The organism is Azospirillum brasilense (assembly GCF_005222205.1).
Lineage (GTDB): Bacteria > Pseudomonadota > Alphaproteobacteria > Azospirillales > Azospirillaceae > Azospirillum > Azospirillum brasilense_G.
In genome coordinates this window covers 197,897-214,476 of the sequence record NZ_CP032346.1, presented here as the reverse complement: position 1 = coordinate 214,476, position 16,580 = coordinate 197,897, and the positions used below count along the sequence as shown (strand labels likewise).

Genomic DNA, 16,580 nt, shown 5'->3' with positions numbered 1-16,580 from the left:
ACATTTATTTGTCGTTTTATACAGAAAGCCGGTTTTCTACGCTGCGACGGGCGAGGGCCAGCGCGGCGTCCGCGCACTGGCTGCGCAGTTCCGGAACCGCCGTCATTTCCCAGAAGGGCGCGCGGCTGACCGGGCCGAGCGCGAAGAGGCGCTCGGACACCGCCCCGCCCTCCCCGATCAGCGCCCCCTCCTCGGTGACGTCGAGGCCGAGGCGCAGCGGGTCGGGACGGGCCAGACCCTGCTGGAGCAAGGCGCGCATCAGCGGATGGCGGATGCGCCCGAAGTCGCACTCGGTGCCGGTCGCGTTGACGATGGCGCCCACCGTGCGTGTCCAGAGCGCGTCTTCGGCGCCCCGCGCGCGGACCGTCGCCTCCACCCCCTCGGGGGTCAAGGCCAGAGCCTGAAGACGCCCGGCCCGGACGGTCAGCCGCCCGCTCTCGCGCAGCGCCTCGATCCGGGCGGCCACCTCCGGCGCCATGCGGTGGCGGTGCACCTCCCAATAGGGCCGGGCGTGGCGCAGGAAGCGCTGCCGCTCCTCCAGCGGCAAGTGCTTCCAGATCAGCGGGTGGAAGGGCCGCAGGGAATCGAAGGCGGCCCGCCAGTCCAATCCCTCCTCCCGCGCGCGACGGACGTCGGCCTTCAAGGCGATCAGCACGTCCAGCACCGTGCCGGGCATCGTCTGGGGATGGACGAAGCTCTTGAAGGGGCGCGTCTCCAGATGGGTGGTGGGCAGCAGCCCGCGGCGCGACAGCGCCAGGATCGGGCCGCGATGGCCCTGGTTCTCCAGGGACAGCACCACATCGACCATCGTCAGCCCGGTGCCGAGGATCAGCACCGGCGCGTCCGGATCGATGGCGGCGACGGCCTCCCGGTTCCAAGGATCGCCGATGAAGCGCTCCGACGCGAAGACCTCCGGCGCCGCGACGCGCGGCGGCGAAGGCGGAAAATGCCCGACGCAAAGCACCGCCCGGTCCACCGTGAGGCTCGTCCCGTCGGCAAGGCGCAACCGGACTTCGCCCTCCACCGCCGCATCCACCACCTCTGCCCGCACCGTGTCGAGCGTCACATGGGCGGGAGCTTCCGCCTGGGCCTCGCGCAGCACGTCCTGGATATACTCGCCGTAGAGCCGGCGCGACACGAAGGCGTGGCCGCTGGGCGGCACGTCGCCGCCGAGGTCCTTCGCCCACAGCCAGCGCAGGAAATGGCGCGGGTCGTCGGGATAGGCGCTCATGTTGTAGGCGCGCACGTTCAGCAGATGCGCGGCGCTGTCGGTGGAATAGGCCAGCCCGGTGCCCAGAGTGCCGGCGCGTTCGATCAGATGGATGCGCGTCGGCTCCTCCGCCTTGCGCAGAAGGTGGGCCGCCAGGATACTGCCGGTGAAGCCGGCGCCGACGATGGCGATGCTGTGCGCGGTGTCGTGGGACGGCATGCTCATCGTTCCTCTCCCTGTGTCCAGCACCCCGCAGGGCGCCCCCGAATTGCCATCATTAGAGCACCATGAATCCCTATTTAACAAGTTGGCATTTGCCGTATCGTGTGTGCTTTCATACCCCACACGTCGCAAACCACTCGTTAAATTTGTTGATTTTCCGCTCGACCATCAGGACCCGGACCGCAGAATGACCATGGGCAAGCGTGCATCTTTCGTCGTCGGAATCACCGACCACATGATCCCCCCGCCGGACCTCGAGGCGGCGGTTCTGGACGGCTGCGCCGAGGTGGATTTCCTCGACACGCGCCGCGAAGAGGATCTGGACCCGGAGCGTCTGGCCCGGCTGGACGCGCTGCTGGTGTGGAGCACCCGCATCGGTCCGGCGACGGTCGCCAAACTGCCGCGCTGCCGCGTCGTCGTGCGGTTCGGTGTCGGCTACGACAAGGTCGACGTGGCGGCGCTGGACGCCGCGGGCATTCCCTTCTGCAACAACCCGGATTACGGGACGGAGGAGGTGGCCGACCACGCCGTCTCCCTGCTGCTCTCCCTGCAGCGCCGCCTGTGGGAGCATGACGCCCGCGCCCGCGGCTACAGCACGACGTGGCAGGCCAACACGCTGACGCCGCTGCGGCGCTCCAGCGCGGCGACGGTCGGCGTCGTCGGCGTGGGGCGGATCGGCACTGCGGTGGTGAACCGGCTGAAGCCCTTCGGCTACCGCATCCTCGGCTACGATCCGCAGCAGCCCGCCGGGCACGAGAAGGCGGTCGGCTACCGCCGCGTTCGCCGGCTCGACGAGCTGCTGGCCGAATCCGACATCGTGACCTTCCATTGCCCGCTGACGCCGGAAACCCGCGGCCTGATCGACGCGGACTTCCTGGCGAAGCTGAAGCCCGGCGCCCTTCTGGTGAACACGGCGCGCGGCGAGATGTTCGCCGGGCTGGACCCGCTGGAGGCGGCGCTGCGCAGCGGGCAGGTCGCCGCGGTGGGGACGGACGTGCTGCCGACCGAACCGCCCGCCCCTCACCCGCTGCTGGACGCTTGGCGCCGGCGGGAGCCCTGGCTGGAAGGCCGTCTCGTGGTCACGCCGCACAACGCCTTCCATTCCGACGAGGCCGCGATCGAGATGCGCCGCAACGCCGCCGAGACCGCCCGTTTGTTCCTGGAGGACGGGGTCCTGCGCAACCGCATCCTGCCCTGACCCCACCCGGTCAGCCCCCCAGGAAGACCGGAACGTCGAGGCCGAGCGCGCCCCCGATGTCGTGCAGGGCGCGCACGGTGTCGGGGTCGAGCGTGATGCCGCGCTCCGCGGCCAGAGCCCGGCTCCGCCGCTCCGGCCCGCCGGGCACCAGCACGCCGTCACCGCCTGGGACCGGCGGGGTGTCCTGGATGTGGTCCAGCACCGCGTCGGTCAGCGCCTGCCAGCCACCGTTCTCCGTGTCGGATACCCGCGCCGGGTCGATCAGGAAGGCCAGCGCGTTGTTCACCACCCGGCCCGGACGGAGGTTTTCCGGCAGGGCCGGCAGCCCGCCGGCCAGCGCCCCGGCGAGGATCTCGCAGGCCAGCGCCAGCCCGTAACCCTTATGCCCGCCAAAGGGCAGGATGGCGCCGGTCGGGTCGCGGAACATCACGCCGGGGTCGCGCGTCGGCGCGCCCCGCTCATCGATCAGCAGGCCGTCGGCGACCTCCTTCCCGGTGGCCGCGGCGACGCGGCACTTGTTGGCCGCCACCGCGCTGGTCGCGAAGTCCAGCAGGAAAGGCGGATGGCCCGGTGTGGCGGGAACGGCAATGCAGATCGGGTTGGTGCCCAGCCGCGGCCGCCCGCCGCCATGGGGGGCCGCCAGCGGCCGGCTGACCACGTTGACGAAGAAGACCCCGATCAACCCCGCGTCGATGCACTGCTCGCCGTAGGAACCGACGCGCCCGATGTGGTGGGCGTTGCGCAGGGCGAGCACGCAGGCCCCGCCCGCCTTGGCCCGCGCGATGGCGAGGTCCGTCGCCTCCCGCGCGATCACCTGCCCATAACCGACCTCCCCGTCCACCACCAGGAACGGCGCCTCGTCGCGGACGACGCGGGCGTGGCGGTTGGGTTGCAGATGGCCCAGCTCCAGGCTCTTCGCGTAGACGGCGATCTGGCACACCCCGTGGCTGGCGTGGCCGGTGGCGTCGGAGTCCACGAGGTTGGCGGCGACGATGGCCGCCTCCTCCGGGCTGCTGCCGGACCGCTGCAGGATGGCGTCGAGCAGAGCCACCAGACGGTCCGCCGCGTAAGGACCACTCATCCTCAGAACACCGAGTAGTCGATGGGCTGGTGGCGGTCGAGCGTCCGGTGGACGGGCGGCAGCGGGTATTTCAGCCCGGTCGCGCAGTTGAACAGCACGGCGCGCTCGTCGCGGCCCACCCGCCCGTCGGCCAGCGCCTGCTTGTAGGCGGCGTAGGTGGCGGCGCCCTCCGGGCAGAGCAGGAAGCCTTCCTCCCGCGCCGCCTCGTCCAGGGCCGCCTGGATGGCCTCGTCGGGCACGGCGACGGCGAAACCGCCGCTCTCCCGCACCGCGCGCAGGATCAGGAAGTCGCCGACCGCCTGCGGCACGCGGATGCCGGACGCGATGGTGTGGGCGTCCTGCCAGCGCGGCGCGTGCTCCTCGCCCGCCTCGTAGGCGCGGACCATCGGGGCGCAGCCGGCGGCCTGCACGGCGACCATGCGCGGGCGTTTGGAGCCGATGAAGCCGATGGCCTCCAGCTCGGCAAAGGCCTTCCACATGCCGATCAGCCCGGTGCCGCCACCGGTCGGGTAGAAGATGACGTCCGGCACTTCCCAGCCGAGCTGCTCAGCCAATTCCAGACCCATGGTCTTCTTGCCTTCGATCCGGTAGGGCTCCTTCAGGGTGGAGACGTCGAACCAGCCGGCCTTGGCCTTGCCCTCCCCCACGATCTTGCCGCAGTCGTCGATCAGCCCGTTGACCCGGTAGACCGTGGCGCCCTGGAGTTCGATCTCCGAGACGTTGACCTCCGGCGTGTCCTCCGGGCAGAAGATCGTCGTCTTGATGCCCGCCCGCGTCGCGTAGGCGGCCAGCGCCGCGCCGGCGTTGCCGTTGGTCGGCATGGCCATGTGCGTGATGCCGAAGGCCTTCGCCATGGACACCGCCATGACCAGCCCGCGCGCCTTGAAGGAACCGGTGGGCAGACGCCCCTCGTCCTTGACCAGCAGTTCCGCCGCCCCCAGCTTCGCGGCGAGCTTGGGCAGCGCGACCAGCGGGGTCACCGCCTCGCCCAGGCTGACGATGTCCTGCACCCGGCGCACCGGCAGCAGCTCGCGATAGCGCCACAGGTCCTGCGGGCGTTCGGACAGCGCGTCCTTGGTCAGCGCGCCGCGCACCCCCTCCAGGTCATAGCGGACCAGCAACGGCTTGCCGGCCTTGGACAGGTTGTGGACGGTGTCGGCCTCGTACCGCTCGCCGGTGTAGGCGCATTCCAGATGCGTGACGAAGGTCGGGCGCTCGGTGGTCAGGTTGCTGTCGAAAGGCACGGATGGATTTCCTTGCTGAAGAATCCCCTCTCCCGCCCTGGGAGAGGGTGCCCGCAAAGCGGGAGGGTGAGGGTCGCGCAAGGATCGAACCACCGATCCTCGCCGATACCCTCACCCTCCCGCCACGGAGCGGCGGGTCCCTCCCTCTCCCGGGGCGGGAGAGGGGATTTGGTTGCTAGCGGACCATGCCCCACTTGCGGACGGTGTGGGTCTCGATCCAGCGGAAGACGACGTTCTCGACGACGAGGCCGATCAGGATGACGGTGACGAGGCCGGCGAACACCTTGTCGATGTACAGCTCGTTGCGGTTCTGGAAGATGAACCAGCCCAGCCCGCCCTTGCCCGACGAGACGCCGAACACCAGCTCCGCCGCGATCAGCGTGCGCCAGGCGAAGGCCCAGCCGACCTTCAGCCCGGTCAGGATGGCCGGAAAGGCCGCCGGAATCAGCATGGTGACGACGTAGCGGATGCCGGTCAGCCCGTAATTCCGCCCGGCCATGCGCAGCGTCTCCGACACCGAGGTGAAGCCGGCGTGGGTGTTCAGCGCCAGCGGCCACAGCACCGCGTGGACCAGAACGAAGGTCAGGCTGACCGCGCCCAGCCCGAACCACAGCATGGCGATGGGCAGCAGCGCGATGGCCGGCAAGGGGTTGAACATCGAGGTCAGCGTGGACAGCACGTCGTTGCCGATGCGCGTGGACACCGCGAAGCTGGTCAGCAGCACGGCCAGCACGACGGCGATGGCATAGCCCTTCAGCAGGACCGACAGCGACACCCAGGCCATCGACAGCAGGTTCTCCCGCCAGATGCCGTCCCACAGCGCCGTGACGGTGGCGGTGAAGGTGGGGAACATCAGCGGGTTGTTCTGCCACGTCGCGGCGACCTGCCAAAGCAGCGCCACCGCGGCCAGCACGGCGAAGCGGCGGAGCGCGGTGATGTTGCCGATCCGCTCCCACAGGGACAGCGGGCGGGCCACGTCGCCGATGGGGCCGGTGGTGGCGACCGTCCGTTCATACTCCGGGCGGACGGGGGGCACGCGGCGGCCTCGCGGCGCCAGGGACAGGCCGGTCATGACGGCACCCCCTTCACCGTTTCCACCTCGTCGGCGAACAGCATAGTGTGGATGCGCTGGGCGGTGTCCTGGAAGGCCGGGCTGCCCACCGCGAAATGGTCGTAGCCGTCGCAGTTCAGCTCCGCCTTCACCTGTCCGGGGTGCGGCGACAGCACCAGGATGCGCGAGCCGACGACCAGCGCCTCCTCGATGGAGTGGGTGACGAACAGCACGGTGAAGCGCAGATCGTCCCAGAGCTGAAGCAGCTCCTCCTGCATCTTGCGGCGGGTCAGCGCGTCCAGCGCCGCGAAGGGCTCGTCCATCAGCAGGATGTCCGGCTCCATGGCCATGGCACGGGCGATGGCGACGCGCTGCTTCATCCCGCCCGACAGCATGTGCGGATGCACGTCGGCGAACTTGGACAGGTTCACCCGCGCGATGCAGTCCAGCGCCTTCTCCTCGGCCTCCCGCCGCGTGGCCTTGCCGCTGGCGAGCAGGGGGAACATCACGTTCTGCTTCACAGTCTTCCAGGGCGGAAGCTGGTCGAACTCCTGGAAGACCATCATGCGATCCGGCCCCGGCCCGCTCACCGCCCGCCCGTTCAGACGGATGGCGCCATCCACCGGCGCCAGGAAGCCGCCCACCGCTTTCAGCAAGGAGGACTTGCCGCAGCCGGACGGCCCCAGCAGGACGTAGCGCTCCGCCTGGAACACCTGGAAATCGACGCGGTAGGTCGCGGTCACCAGATGGCGGCGCGTCTTGTACTGGAGCGTCACGCCGGACACGTCCAGCAGAGGGCGCTCGGACACGCCGGCGCTGCCCACACCGGCCAAGTCGAGGCTGGAGGTGTCCAGGCTGGCGGGATGGGTGAAGGCGTTCATCGGCTCAGCTCCCGGTTTCGCCGTGCAGGTCTTCGAAGAACAGGTCCTTCCAGGAGGCCGGCTTGTTCTTCATGGCGCCGACCTTGTGCATGAAGTCGGCGAAGGCCCCGACGCCGGCGGGGGCGACGGTGAACTGGTTGTCCGGGTCGTCGAGGATGCTGACCACGAAAGCCTTGTCGAGGTCGCCCCGGTTCTGCGCCAGATAGATGTCCGCCGCCACGGAATGGTCGGCGTTGATGACGTCCATCGCCTCCTTCAGCGCGCCGAGGAAGGCCTGATAGGTCTTGGGATTCTTGGTCCGGAAGGCTTCCTTCGCCCAGATCAGGTTGAAGGTGTGCGGCCCGCCCAGCACGTCGTAGGAGCTGAAGACCTTGTGGATCTTCGGGTCGCGGAGCTGCTGGTACTGGAAGGGCGGGCTGGAGATGTGCCCGGTGATCTCCGACGAGCCGGACAGCAGGGCGGCGGTGGCGTCGGGATGCGGCAGCGAGACGGTCAGCTTGTCGAGCGCGTCGAACTTGCCCTCCCCGAACTCCTTCTCCACGGCCATCTGGAGCACGCGGGCCTGGACGCCGACCTTCACCGCCGGCAGGGCGATCTTGTCCTTGTCGGTGAAGTCCTTGAGCGTCTTGACGTTCGGGTTGGTGGTGGTCAGGAACAGCGGCATGCTGTTCAGGGCGGCGATGGCCTTGACGTTGGCGTTGCCCTTGGTGCGGTCCCAGATGGTCAGCAGCGGACCGACGCCCGCCGAGCCGAGATCGATGCTGTCCGACAGCAGCGCGTCGTTCATCGCCGCGCCGCCGGAGAGCTGCACCCACTCCACAGTGACGTCGAGCCCCAGCTCCTTGCCGTGCTTCTCGATCAGCTTCTGGTGGCGCAGCACATGCAGCGGCAGATAGCCCAGCCCATACTGTTCGGCGATCCGTATCCGGCCTTCCGCCGCCGCCGGACCGGCCAGCGCTGCGGCGGCGAGCCCCAGACCGGCCAAGGCGCAGAGCGCGTGGCGGATGACACGTCCAGGATGGAACATACGAACCTCCGAAAATTTTACCTAATCTCTAGTAGGAAAATGACACCATGATTCCACGAATGATTCAACAGGGAAAATAGGCATTAATCACAGTATATATATGTTATTTATGGCCGCAAAAAGATGCGAAGCCGGCAGGCTCGTCTGCCGGCTTCGCGACAATCCGGTGCGACACGGGGGGCGTGGACCGCCCATGCCGCACCAGACGACCGTCAGGCGGCGAGGCTCGGCTTGCGGCCGAGCACGCGGGTCACGCTGGGACGGCCATCGACGCCGACCACCACATTGCCGGCCACCGTCGTGCGGCGGACGACGCGGGGACGGTCGCCGTAATCGTCCACGGCCCGGTGGATGGTGGCTCGGTTGTCCCAGATCGCCACGTCGCCCGGCGACCAGTGCCAGCGCACCGTGTTTTCCGGACGGGTGGCGTGGTCGGTGAAGATGCCGATCAGCCGGTTGGAATCGGAGGTGCCGAAGCCGACCAGCCGTTGCAGGAAATGCCCGACCAGCAGCGTGCGCTCGCCGGTGACCGGATGCACGGACACCAGCGGATGCTCCGTCTCGTAGACGGTGGAGGTGAAGACCTCGTTGAAGCGCTTCAGCCCGTCCTCGCGGACGTTTCCGCGGTCGCCCACGTAATCGTACTGGTTGGTGTGGATCGCCCGCAGCTTGTCGGCCAGTTCGCGCAGCGGCTCCGGCAGTTCAGCGTAGGCCGCCGCCGTGTTGCCCCACAGCGTGTCGCCGCCGCGGTCCGGCAGTTCATGCGGGCGCAGGATGGTGATGCTGGGATAATCGCCGAGGAAGGTGATGTCGGCGTGCCAGGAACTGGCGCGTTCCCCGCGGGAGCCGTCCACGTCCAGGATGCCTTCGGTCCCGCTGAGCGACGGGACGGTCGGATGGCCGACCAGGCTGCCCCACAGCCGCCCGAACGCCTCCTGCCGGGCGTCGTCGATGTGGTGCTGATCGCGGACGAAGATCACCTTGTACTCGTGGACGGCGTCCTGGATCGCCTTCAGCACCGCCGGGTGCAGATCGCCGGACAGGGTGACGCCGCGCAGTTCGGCGCCGATGTTGCCGTTGATGGGCTTGATGTCGAAACCGCTGGGAAGGCTCATCGGACAGGCTCCTTTGGGAAGACGGAAGGAACGGACACGCGGAAAGGCGGGTGGAAAGGCGAACGGGAAGCGGCTGGCCTCAGGCGGCGCGCAACCAAGCGAGCAGCGCGACGGCGCCGAAGGCCAGCAGCACGAAGGCCACCGACAGGCTGTGGAGACGCCGCAGATCAAGCGACGGGTCGGTCTCGCCGGTGTCGGACATCAGCAGCCACAGCGCCATCGCCTCGGGAAACGGCAGGCAGACCAACTCCTCCGGCGGCTCACGGTCGTTGGCCATGGATCAACTCCCCGTTTCGCTGTGCAGGATCGGGAGGGTGTAGTCCTTCCACGAGGCCGGCTTGGTCTTGATCGAGCCGACGCGGTGCATGTAGTCGGCGATCACGCCCGTGTTGTGCGGGATCTGGGAATAGCTGATGTCGGGGTTGTTCAGCAGCGCCACGACCTCGTCCTGGGTCAGTTTGCTGCGCTCCTCCGCCAGATAGATGCGGGCGGCCTCGGCCTTGTCGCGCTCGATCAGCGCGAAGCCGTCGCCCATCGCCTTCACCACGGCGGCGGTGAGCTTCGGGTTCTCGTCGTAGAATTTCTGCGTGGTGTAGCTCAGCACCAGCGTCGCCTCGCCGATCACGTCGCGCGAATTGAAGATGCGGTGGACGTTCGGGTGGGCGAGTTGGAGGGTGCCGTAGGTCGGCGTGGTGACGTGGCCGGTGATCTCCGTCTTGCCGGAAACCAGCGCCGCTGTGGCGTCCGGCGGGCTCAGCGGCGTGGTCAGCGCTTCGAAATCGTAATGATGCCCCGGCCCGAACTCCTTCTCCGCGGCGATCTGAAGAACGACCGAGTTGATCGAGACCTTCACCGCCGGCACCGCGATGCGGTCCTTGTCGGTCAGGTCGCGGATGCTGCGGACGTTGGGGTTGTTGCTGTTGATCCAGAAGGCGGAGGAGTCCAGCCCCGAGATCGCCTTCACGCCGATGCCGCCCCGTGTCCGGTCCCAGGCCGCCAGAAGCGGCGAAATGCCGGCGGAGACGATCTGGGCGTTGCCGCTCAGCAGCGCGTCGTTGGCGGCCACGCCGCCGTTCACAACGAGCCAGTTGACCTTGACCGGCCCGATCCCCTCCGCCGCAGCGTATTTTTCAATCAGCCCCTGGTTCTTGGCGACCATCAGCGGCAGATAGCTCAGCCCGTACTGGATGCCGATGGTCAGCTCCGTCGCCTCGGCGCGCGCGCCGCCGGGAGAGCCGAGCGTCAGACCCGCCGCCAGGGCCAGGCCGAGAAACACCCTTCCTGCGGTGGAACCGATGCGTTTCACCTCCGCTGTCATTGAAGCCTCCCAAGAAAGCGCGCTGGGGTTGATCCATGCCCCAATCACACCAACCTCATGACGCCTCGTCAATATAAATCTACTTTTTTAATAGATTTATAAATCCGTTATATACATTAAAATTACGTTTTTTATGGAATCGGTTGCGCCGGACGGGCGTGGCGGCCTCGTTTCGGTCGCCCTTGATGAGCGCGATTGGTGGGCTGGAGGACAGTGCGGTGGGGAACCAAGGGCCAGGACAGTTCACGTCCATCACGGCGGCAGTCCGGCGTGGGAGCGCCATGTCGGCGTTGCTGATGGCAGGCTGCGCCAACCTCAGCCCGCCATCGCTGACCACCCTGGATCGGCCGAGCCCGAATCCGTGCGACCAAGTCGTTGCGCCATTCTTCACCGAGGTGCGGATACCGGTGTCCAAACTGCGTTCGCTCACCGAGGGTCCACCGAGATGAGATGATGTGGTGGACGGCACCTACGGCGCAAAAGAAGACTTCGTGTTGATGGTTGGTCGGGCGCTTTCATGTGTCCGGCCTGTCGTAGCGACGGCTGACCGTGTCGTCATCCCGTCTCTCAGAACTGCCAATTTGCAGGGACCCAGGCGTAGCCGCCGTCGGTCTTGAGCATCCGGCCGAGGCCCGGGAAGGGAAAATGGAAACCCAGCACCGGAATGCGGTCAGCGGCCGCCCGGTCGAAGATGCGCCGGCGCGAGGCGAGCGCGGTTTCCTTGTCGCGGTCGGGTCCGGGACGCCAGGGATTGTCGACGTTGACGATCGGGTGATAGGCAAGGTCGGCGGTCAGCAGCAGCTGGTCGTTTCCGGAATGGACGAGGAAGGTCGCCATGCCCGGCGTGTGCCCGGCGGCGACGATCGTCGTAAGGCCCGGCACGATCTCCGCACCGGCTTCGTAAAGCTCCACATCGTCCCTGACGGGTTCGAGGCTGCTCTTGATCGCGGCGGCGAAGCGCAGGCGGAAATCCTCCGGAACGGGCATGTAGGACAGATCCGGATCGTTGCGGACGAAGAAATCCCAGTCCGCCCTCGGCACGAAAACGGTGGCCCGGGGGAACGCCCGGCCGCCGCTTGCGGTCCTGAGATTGCCGACATGGTCGGGATGGGTGTGCGAGATCACGATGGCGTCGATGTCCGCAGGACCGAGCCCGATCGCCGCGAAGTTCTGGAAAATCCGCCCGCCGTTCGGCCCCATCGTCGCGCCTGCGCCGGGCTCGACGAGGATGCGCCGCCCACCGGTTTCGATCAGAAGGGTGTTCAGATTCAGCGTCATGTGGTCCGTCGGCAGGAAGGCGCGCCGCAGCACCTCCTGAAGCTCCGCTTCGGGCGCATCGCTCGCGTAGACGCGGGGTGGACCGCCGATCACGCCGTCGCTCAGCACCGTCGCGCTGATGTCGCCGACCCGGAAACGGTAGTGGCCGGTGTTGCCGGTCGCGGGCGTCGGCGTCACCTGCGCGGACGCGACTCCACCGCTGCCGGAAACGAACAGGGTCGATGCGCCGACGGCCGCGGACAGCATGATCCTGCGTCGGTTCAGAGTGGGAGCGTTCATCGGTGTTTCCTTCCGAGTGGGGGCGCCCGCATCCAGCCAGGGAACCGGGAGTGACCGGTGATGGGCGGCGTTCGGGCGCGACAATCAACCGCAGATCGACCATGACACCGTATGATTGCGCTGATAAGCTCGATAAATGTGATCGGCTTGATTAGGTCTGCTTCGCAATGAACCCCCTTCGCTTGGACAGCTTCGACGTGTTCGCGGCGATCGTGCGCTGTGGCGGCTTCCGCGCGGCGGCGCTCGAACGGGGCGTCTCGTCATCAGCCTTGAGCCAGACGATGAATGCCCTGGAGGAGGCTCTCGGCATCCGGCTCCTCAATCGGACGACCCGGAGCGTGTCGCCCACGGAGGCCGGGCAGCGCCTCCTCGATCGCCTGGCCCCGGCGCTGAGCGATATCCAGCTGGCGATCGCCGAGGTCGACGAGTTGAGGGACAGCCCGTCGGGAACGCTGCGGATCAACGCGCCGGCGCCCGCCGTCGATCACCTCCTGTGCCCGCTGGTCTTCGACTTCATGGACGCCTATCCCGAGGTGAAGATCGAGATCATCAGCGATGCCGCGGTGATCGACATCGTGGAGCAGGGGTTCGATGCCGGCGTCCGCTTCGGCAAGCAACTGGCGCAGGACATGATCGCGGTCCCGTTCGGGCCGTCGCTCCGATACGCGATCGTCGCGTCACCGGATTACATCGCGCGGCATGGCCAGCCGGTGACGCCGCATGCCCTCGTCGAGCATGACTGCATCAGGCGGCGATTTCCCGGCGGCACGCTCGTCACGTGGCGGTTCGCCCGTGGGGGCGACGCGCTGGAGGTCACGCCCGCCGGGCGGCTGACGGTCAGCACGGTGCACAACGAGCTCCAGGCCGCCCTGGCCGGCCGGGGCATTGCCCACGTTCTGGACGACTATGCGAAACCCCATGTCCGGGATGGTCGGCTGGTGGAGCTTTTCCCGGAGTGGAGCCCCACCTTGCCGCACTGGTATCTGTATTACCCGAACCGCCGCCTTCCGAGCGCGGCCATGCGGGCGTTCCTCAATCACATGAAGGGCTACGACTGGCGGGCCGGGGATCAGGCCAGTTTCTGAACGACGGTCGCGATGCTGGAGCCCAGGTCACCCAGCGTCTTGACCGTCGAGCCGTACTCATCCGCGTATTTCTTGAGGATCGTCTTCCAGTCGGCGTTTGGAATCGCGTCGTAGGTGGACGGGTCGAACGCCCGCCGCGCTCCGTCGATCATCGCGTCCAGACGCTTCAGGTCGGCGCGGGCTCCATTCAGCAGAGGTGTCAGGCGGTCGATCAGATCCTTGTACTGCTTTACCTTCTTGACGAGAGCCAGGATGGAGGCATCCTCGGTGACGGCGATTCCCTCGATCTTCTTCTGACTGAGGATGCGCTCCACGTCTTCGTATTTGGCCTCCGCCGCCCGAAGCTGCCGTTCCAGCTTGTTCACCGACTCCGCCATGAGGTAGCGCCGGCTCTCAGCCCGCTCGACCACCTTCATCGCGTCCTGCGCGCTGCTCCGGTGCTTCGCCACGGCGCTTTGCAAGGCGACCACCTCGTCCGCGCCGTCGTTGAAGCTGTCGTAGGCGGCCTTCCCTTCCTTGACCACGTCGAGCGTGATCTTGGCTCCCGCCACGACCAGCGGCAGCGCCGCGCCCCCGGTCAGCACCGTGGCGGTGATGGCGAGAGCCGTCGCCGTCAGAGCGAGAGCGATCTTTCCCACCGTCTTGGCGTAAACCTTCCACTTCATGTCTTCGAGCATCTTGCGCACGGCCGCGTCCAGGCCGGCGAAGGCCTTTTTCACGATCAGCTTCATGACCGTCGCGATGCCGCCGACGATTCCGCCGAAGCGGTCGGCGGCCCGCTGCTCCATGGTGTCGTTGATCGTGTTCAGAAACAAAAACAGGTTGCGGCCGTCGATCTCGTGCTTTGTGATCTTTTGATCCCAGGCCTGGATCTGCTTCTTAATTTCGGCGACCGTCTTTTCTTCGGTCTTCATCAGTTCCTGAATGGCGTCGCGCACATTCTTGTTGAAAAGATCGACGACCTTCTTCGGCATCGGCTTTCCCGATGGGTCCGTTTTCGGAGAGTCCCAGGAAAACTCGATGTCCACCTTGTTGTTGTTTCCGGAAAATTCGAAATATTTGTATTTCCCGTAGTCATAGGAGAATTTTATCGACTGGTCCGCCATGCTGTCCATCCTCCACCGCAAAATGTCGCAAGGCGTCGCCCAGTCGGGAAGACGGCCATGGCCACAGGGTGAGGCCCCGATGAATATGGGGGAAGACGAATTGTCTCCAGTTAGGATCGAACCAGTTTGCGACCCCAACATTTTTGCGCGGGATGATGCCTCGGGGCTTGGTTGATCCGATGGCCGGCGATCCACCGGGTGGCGCGCGCGTAACGAAACGCGCCGTGCCATCGTCACGGGCGCGCAGGCCATGGACCGGAATGGACCCTAGCTAGCCGTATGCGTCCCGCATAATAGTTGGGCATCAGCCAAAGCTCAGATTGAAACGCCCCCTTGGAAACCGCCGAAAGCGCATTCTATTCTGAACATATTACACCAATAGTTGATGCTCTACAGGCGATGTGATATAGCGATAGCGATACTCTACCCGGTAAGAGATGCGGACATGCCATCTGCCAGAATTCGCCATCAGGAAATTTTTTCCGCGCTCATGCATTCTGCATATCTTCCTGCGGAGGTGCCTCCAGCTATAACTACGAGACACTTTGCAGCATATTGCAAAGTAAATTACAATTCAATCAAGTCAAAAGAAACGTCCGTACTCTCAAAAATTGTTACTAGATTCGATAAATTCAATGTTCCCCGAGAGAATCAAACTAGGCGAGACTTAGCCCTTGTTCATCCAGCCTCTCAAGCAAGAGTATCGATGGTAATTACTAAAAATCATAGAGAAATTAGGACGATAATTGGCGAATCGCAAATTAGCTTGTATAATCCAGAACCAGATTTGAAGAATTACAGGGCGTTCAAAGGCGTCTCTTTTGCCAATCTTGATAAGAAAAGAAGTGATATTGCCCGTAGGTCTTGCTACGTACTCTCGGCTGACATTTCACGATTTTTCTATACAATATACACTCATTCCATTCCTTGGGCAGTTTTGGGAAAGACAAAGGTTAAGGAATTAATGAACGGAGGAAAAAAAGGAAAGAAAGGTGGCAAACCTTTCCATTGGACCGATGAGCTTGACCGTGCACTTCAATCGTGCCAATCGAGGGAAACTTTCGGCATACCCGTCGGCCCAGACACATCAAGAATAATCGCCGAGGTGCTGCTCAGCGGAATTCACAACGATGAAGGAGTGGCTAAATCAATAGGCGGCAGACCTGGCTTCAGGCTCGTCGATGATTTTTTCATTGGATTCAACTCAGAACTAGAATGCGCTAGCACCCTAACGTCCCTTCGGAATGCATTGTCAAACTACAATTTGCAACTCAACGATGACAAGACTGCGCTTAAGCCCTCTCAAGCGATCTTTATGGATCGCTGGCGATACGAATTAATGCAGCAGCGGATTCGGCAAGAAGACGCCAAGTCACAGGCTAATGATATTAGAAAACTTACTGATCTTGCTCTATACCACGCTCACTCTCTAGGCAACTCGTTCCCAGTAAAATGGATTGTCCAGAAACTAATATCAATTCAGTATGATGATGGGAATTTTGGACTTATACTTTCTACCCTTCTCCGGCTCTCCAGAGAGTTCCCAGTATGCATAAGCCATGTTGCAACATTTATAATTAATAATAAGAAAAAATGCCAGGGGCCACTTGCTATTAGCCTTATTCATGAATGGCTGAGCGTGGTATTCAAGACACACGCTCGCCACAGCCACGATTTTGAAGTGGCATGGGCATTGGTAATTTGTGGAGCGCTTAAGATTAAGGTATCTCGCGCAGAGTTTTCTGACTATCACAGTTCAACCTGCTCTGCGGTGTACGCTATACTTGGACTTCTTAACGAGAAAGGACTTCTCAAGGAAAAATTTGCTGCATTTAATTGGCGAGCCACTGTGAAGAAGGAAGGAATAGACGGTGAACATTGGCTCGTGTACTATGAAAGCGTTCGCAGGAAGTGGACAAAAGATAAGCAAATGGTGTCTAATGTAAAAAATCATCCATTTATGTCAGATTTACTAAATAATGGTGTTACTTTTTTAGATGATACAATATTTGGCGACGTGTCAATCAATCTTGCCAAACGGAGAATCCGAAAAATCAACTCTATGCTTATGATCCATGATGAAGATCATATGGATGAGAGTTCATTCGGTTTAGCCAGCATGTGAACACATGTTTATCTCGAAAATTTAATATTGAGCTTGGATTGGACCATGCGGCCTAGGTCCTGTTCTCAAACCCTGAGTCAAATCCGGATGGCAGCGATGTGGACCATGACAAGGTAGTTTGCAGCGAGCTTCTGATAGCGGGTGCCGATGCGGCGGAATTGCTTGAGTCGGTTGATCAGGCGCTCAATGGCGTAACGGGAGCGGTACGCAGCCCAGTTCACCAGGGTGCAGGGCTCTGGCAGGAGGGCAGCGGGATGTCCGCAACGATCCTACGGCTGCGCAGATAAGTGCGGTTGGCTTGGCCGGAGTTGACGTGGTCGGCAACCACCCGCTCGGATCGTTGTCGCGGCTGCACACCCG

15 protein-coding genes are annotated in these 16,580 nt (G+C 64.2%); 3 read left to right on the top strand and 12 right to left on the bottom strand.

What is annotated here, in order from left to right:
• Window positions 1–16: 16 nt before the first annotated feature.
• Complete coding sequence (locus tag D3869_RS15035; protein WP_247895861.1) at window positions 17–1,435, bottom strand: FAD/NAD(P)-binding protein; 1,419 nt, start codon at window positions 1,433–1,435, stop codon at window positions 17–19.
• Between the two features lie 184 nt (window positions 1,436–1,619).
• Here D3869_RS15035 and D3869_RS15030 point away from each other — a divergent pair, with 184 nt between their 5' ends.
• Complete coding sequence (locus D3869_RS15030; protein ID WP_247895860.1) at window positions 1,620–2,630, top strand: C-terminal binding protein; 1,011 nt, start codon at window positions 1,620–1,622, stop codon at window positions 2,628–2,630.
• A 10-nt stretch (window positions 2,631–2,640) separates the two neighbouring features.
• Here D3869_RS15030 and D3869_RS15025 read toward each other — a convergent pair whose 3' ends face one another.
• The 10 genes from D3869_RS15025 to D3869_RS14980 form a co-directional block, all read right to left on the bottom strand.
• Window positions 2,641–3,711 (bottom strand): malate/lactate/ureidoglycolate dehydrogenase, encoded by a 1,071-nt coding sequence (locus tag D3869_RS15025; RefSeq protein WP_137140817.1) that lies wholly within the window; start codon window positions 3,709–3,711, stop codon window positions 2,641–2,643.
• A 2-nt stretch (window positions 3,712–3,713) separates the two neighbouring features.
• The gene (locus tag D3869_RS15020; RefSeq protein ID WP_137140816.1) at window positions 3,714–4,955 is read right to left on the bottom strand and encodes a threonine synthase; all 1,242 of its coding nucleotides are present in this window, start codon (window positions 4,953–4,955) and stop codon (window positions 3,714–3,716) included.
• A gap of 175 nt (window positions 4,956–5,130) precedes the next feature.
• Entirely contained in the window at window positions 5,131–6,027 is an 897-nt protein-coding gene (locus tag D3869_RS15015) for an ABC transporter permease (RefSeq protein WP_137140815.1), read from the bottom strand.
• Window positions 6,024–6,887: an ABC transporter ATP-binding protein gene (locus tag D3869_RS15010; RefSeq protein ID WP_247895859.1), complete on the bottom strand. Its 864-nt coding sequence runs from the start codon at window positions 6,885–6,887 to the stop codon at window positions 6,024–6,026. The genes D3869_RS15015 and D3869_RS15010 overlap by 4 nt, the downstream gene beginning before the upstream one ends.
• A 4-nt stretch (window positions 6,888–6,891) precedes the next feature.
• Window positions 6,892–7,914, bottom strand: coding sequence for an ABC transporter substrate-binding protein (locus D3869_RS15005; protein WP_137140814.1), 1,023 nt, complete (start codon window positions 7,912–7,914; stop codon window positions 6,892–6,894).
• 212 nt (window positions 7,915–8,126) lie between these two features.
• The gene (locus tag D3869_RS15000) at window positions 8,127–9,029 is read right to left on the bottom strand and encodes a TauD/TfdA dioxygenase family protein (RefSeq protein WP_137140813.1); all 903 of its coding nucleotides are present in this window, start codon (window positions 9,027–9,029) and stop codon (window positions 8,127–8,129) included.
• A 79-nt stretch (window positions 9,030–9,108) separates the two neighbouring features.
• Window positions 9,109–9,306, bottom strand: coding sequence for a hypothetical protein (locus tag D3869_RS14995; RefSeq protein WP_137140812.1), 198 nt, complete (start codon window positions 9,304–9,306; stop codon window positions 9,109–9,111).
• Between the two features lie 3 nt (window positions 9,307–9,309).
• The gene (locus D3869_RS14990; RefSeq protein ID WP_247895858.1) at window positions 9,310–10,347 is read right to left on the bottom strand and encodes an ABC transporter substrate-binding protein; all 1,038 of its coding nucleotides are present in this window, start codon (window positions 10,345–10,347) and stop codon (window positions 9,310–9,312) included.
• 79 nt (window positions 10,348–10,426) lie between these two features.
• Window positions 10,427–10,777, bottom strand: coding sequence for a hypothetical protein (locus D3869_RS14985; RefSeq protein WP_137140811.1), 351 nt, complete (start codon window positions 10,775–10,777; stop codon window positions 10,427–10,429).
• A gap of 137 nt (window positions 10,778–10,914) precedes the next feature.
• Entirely contained in the window at window positions 10,915–11,904 is a 990-nt protein-coding gene (locus D3869_RS14980) for an MBL fold metallo-hydrolase (RefSeq protein WP_137141964.1), read from the bottom strand.
• 167 nt (window positions 11,905–12,071) lie between these two features.
• On the opposite strand from D3869_RS14980, the gene D3869_RS14975 reads away from it, so the two are divergent.
• Window positions 12,072–12,989 carry a LysR family transcriptional regulator gene (locus tag D3869_RS14975; protein ID WP_137140810.1) on the top strand — a complete coding sequence of 306 codons (918 nt, stop codon included), beginning with the start codon at window positions 12,072–12,074 and terminating at the stop codon, window positions 12,987–12,989.
• On the opposite strand, the gene D3869_RS14970 is transcribed toward D3869_RS14975, so the two are convergent.
• Window positions 12,974–14,095 carry a hypothetical protein gene (locus tag D3869_RS14970; RefSeq protein WP_137140809.1) on the bottom strand — a complete coding sequence of 374 codons (1,122 nt, stop codon included), beginning with the start codon at window positions 14,093–14,095 and terminating at the stop codon, window positions 12,974–12,976. The two genes, D3869_RS14975 and D3869_RS14970, sit on opposite strands and share 16 nt — an antisense overlap.
• 445 nt (window positions 14,096–14,540) lie before the next feature.
• Between D3869_RS14970 and D3869_RS14965 the strand changes: the two genes are divergently transcribed.
• Window positions 14,541–16,220, top strand: coding sequence for an RNA-directed DNA polymerase (locus D3869_RS14965; protein ID WP_175426503.1), 1,680 nt, complete (start codon window positions 14,541–14,543; stop codon window positions 16,218–16,220).
• Window positions 16,221–16,580: the final 360 nt, after the last annotated feature.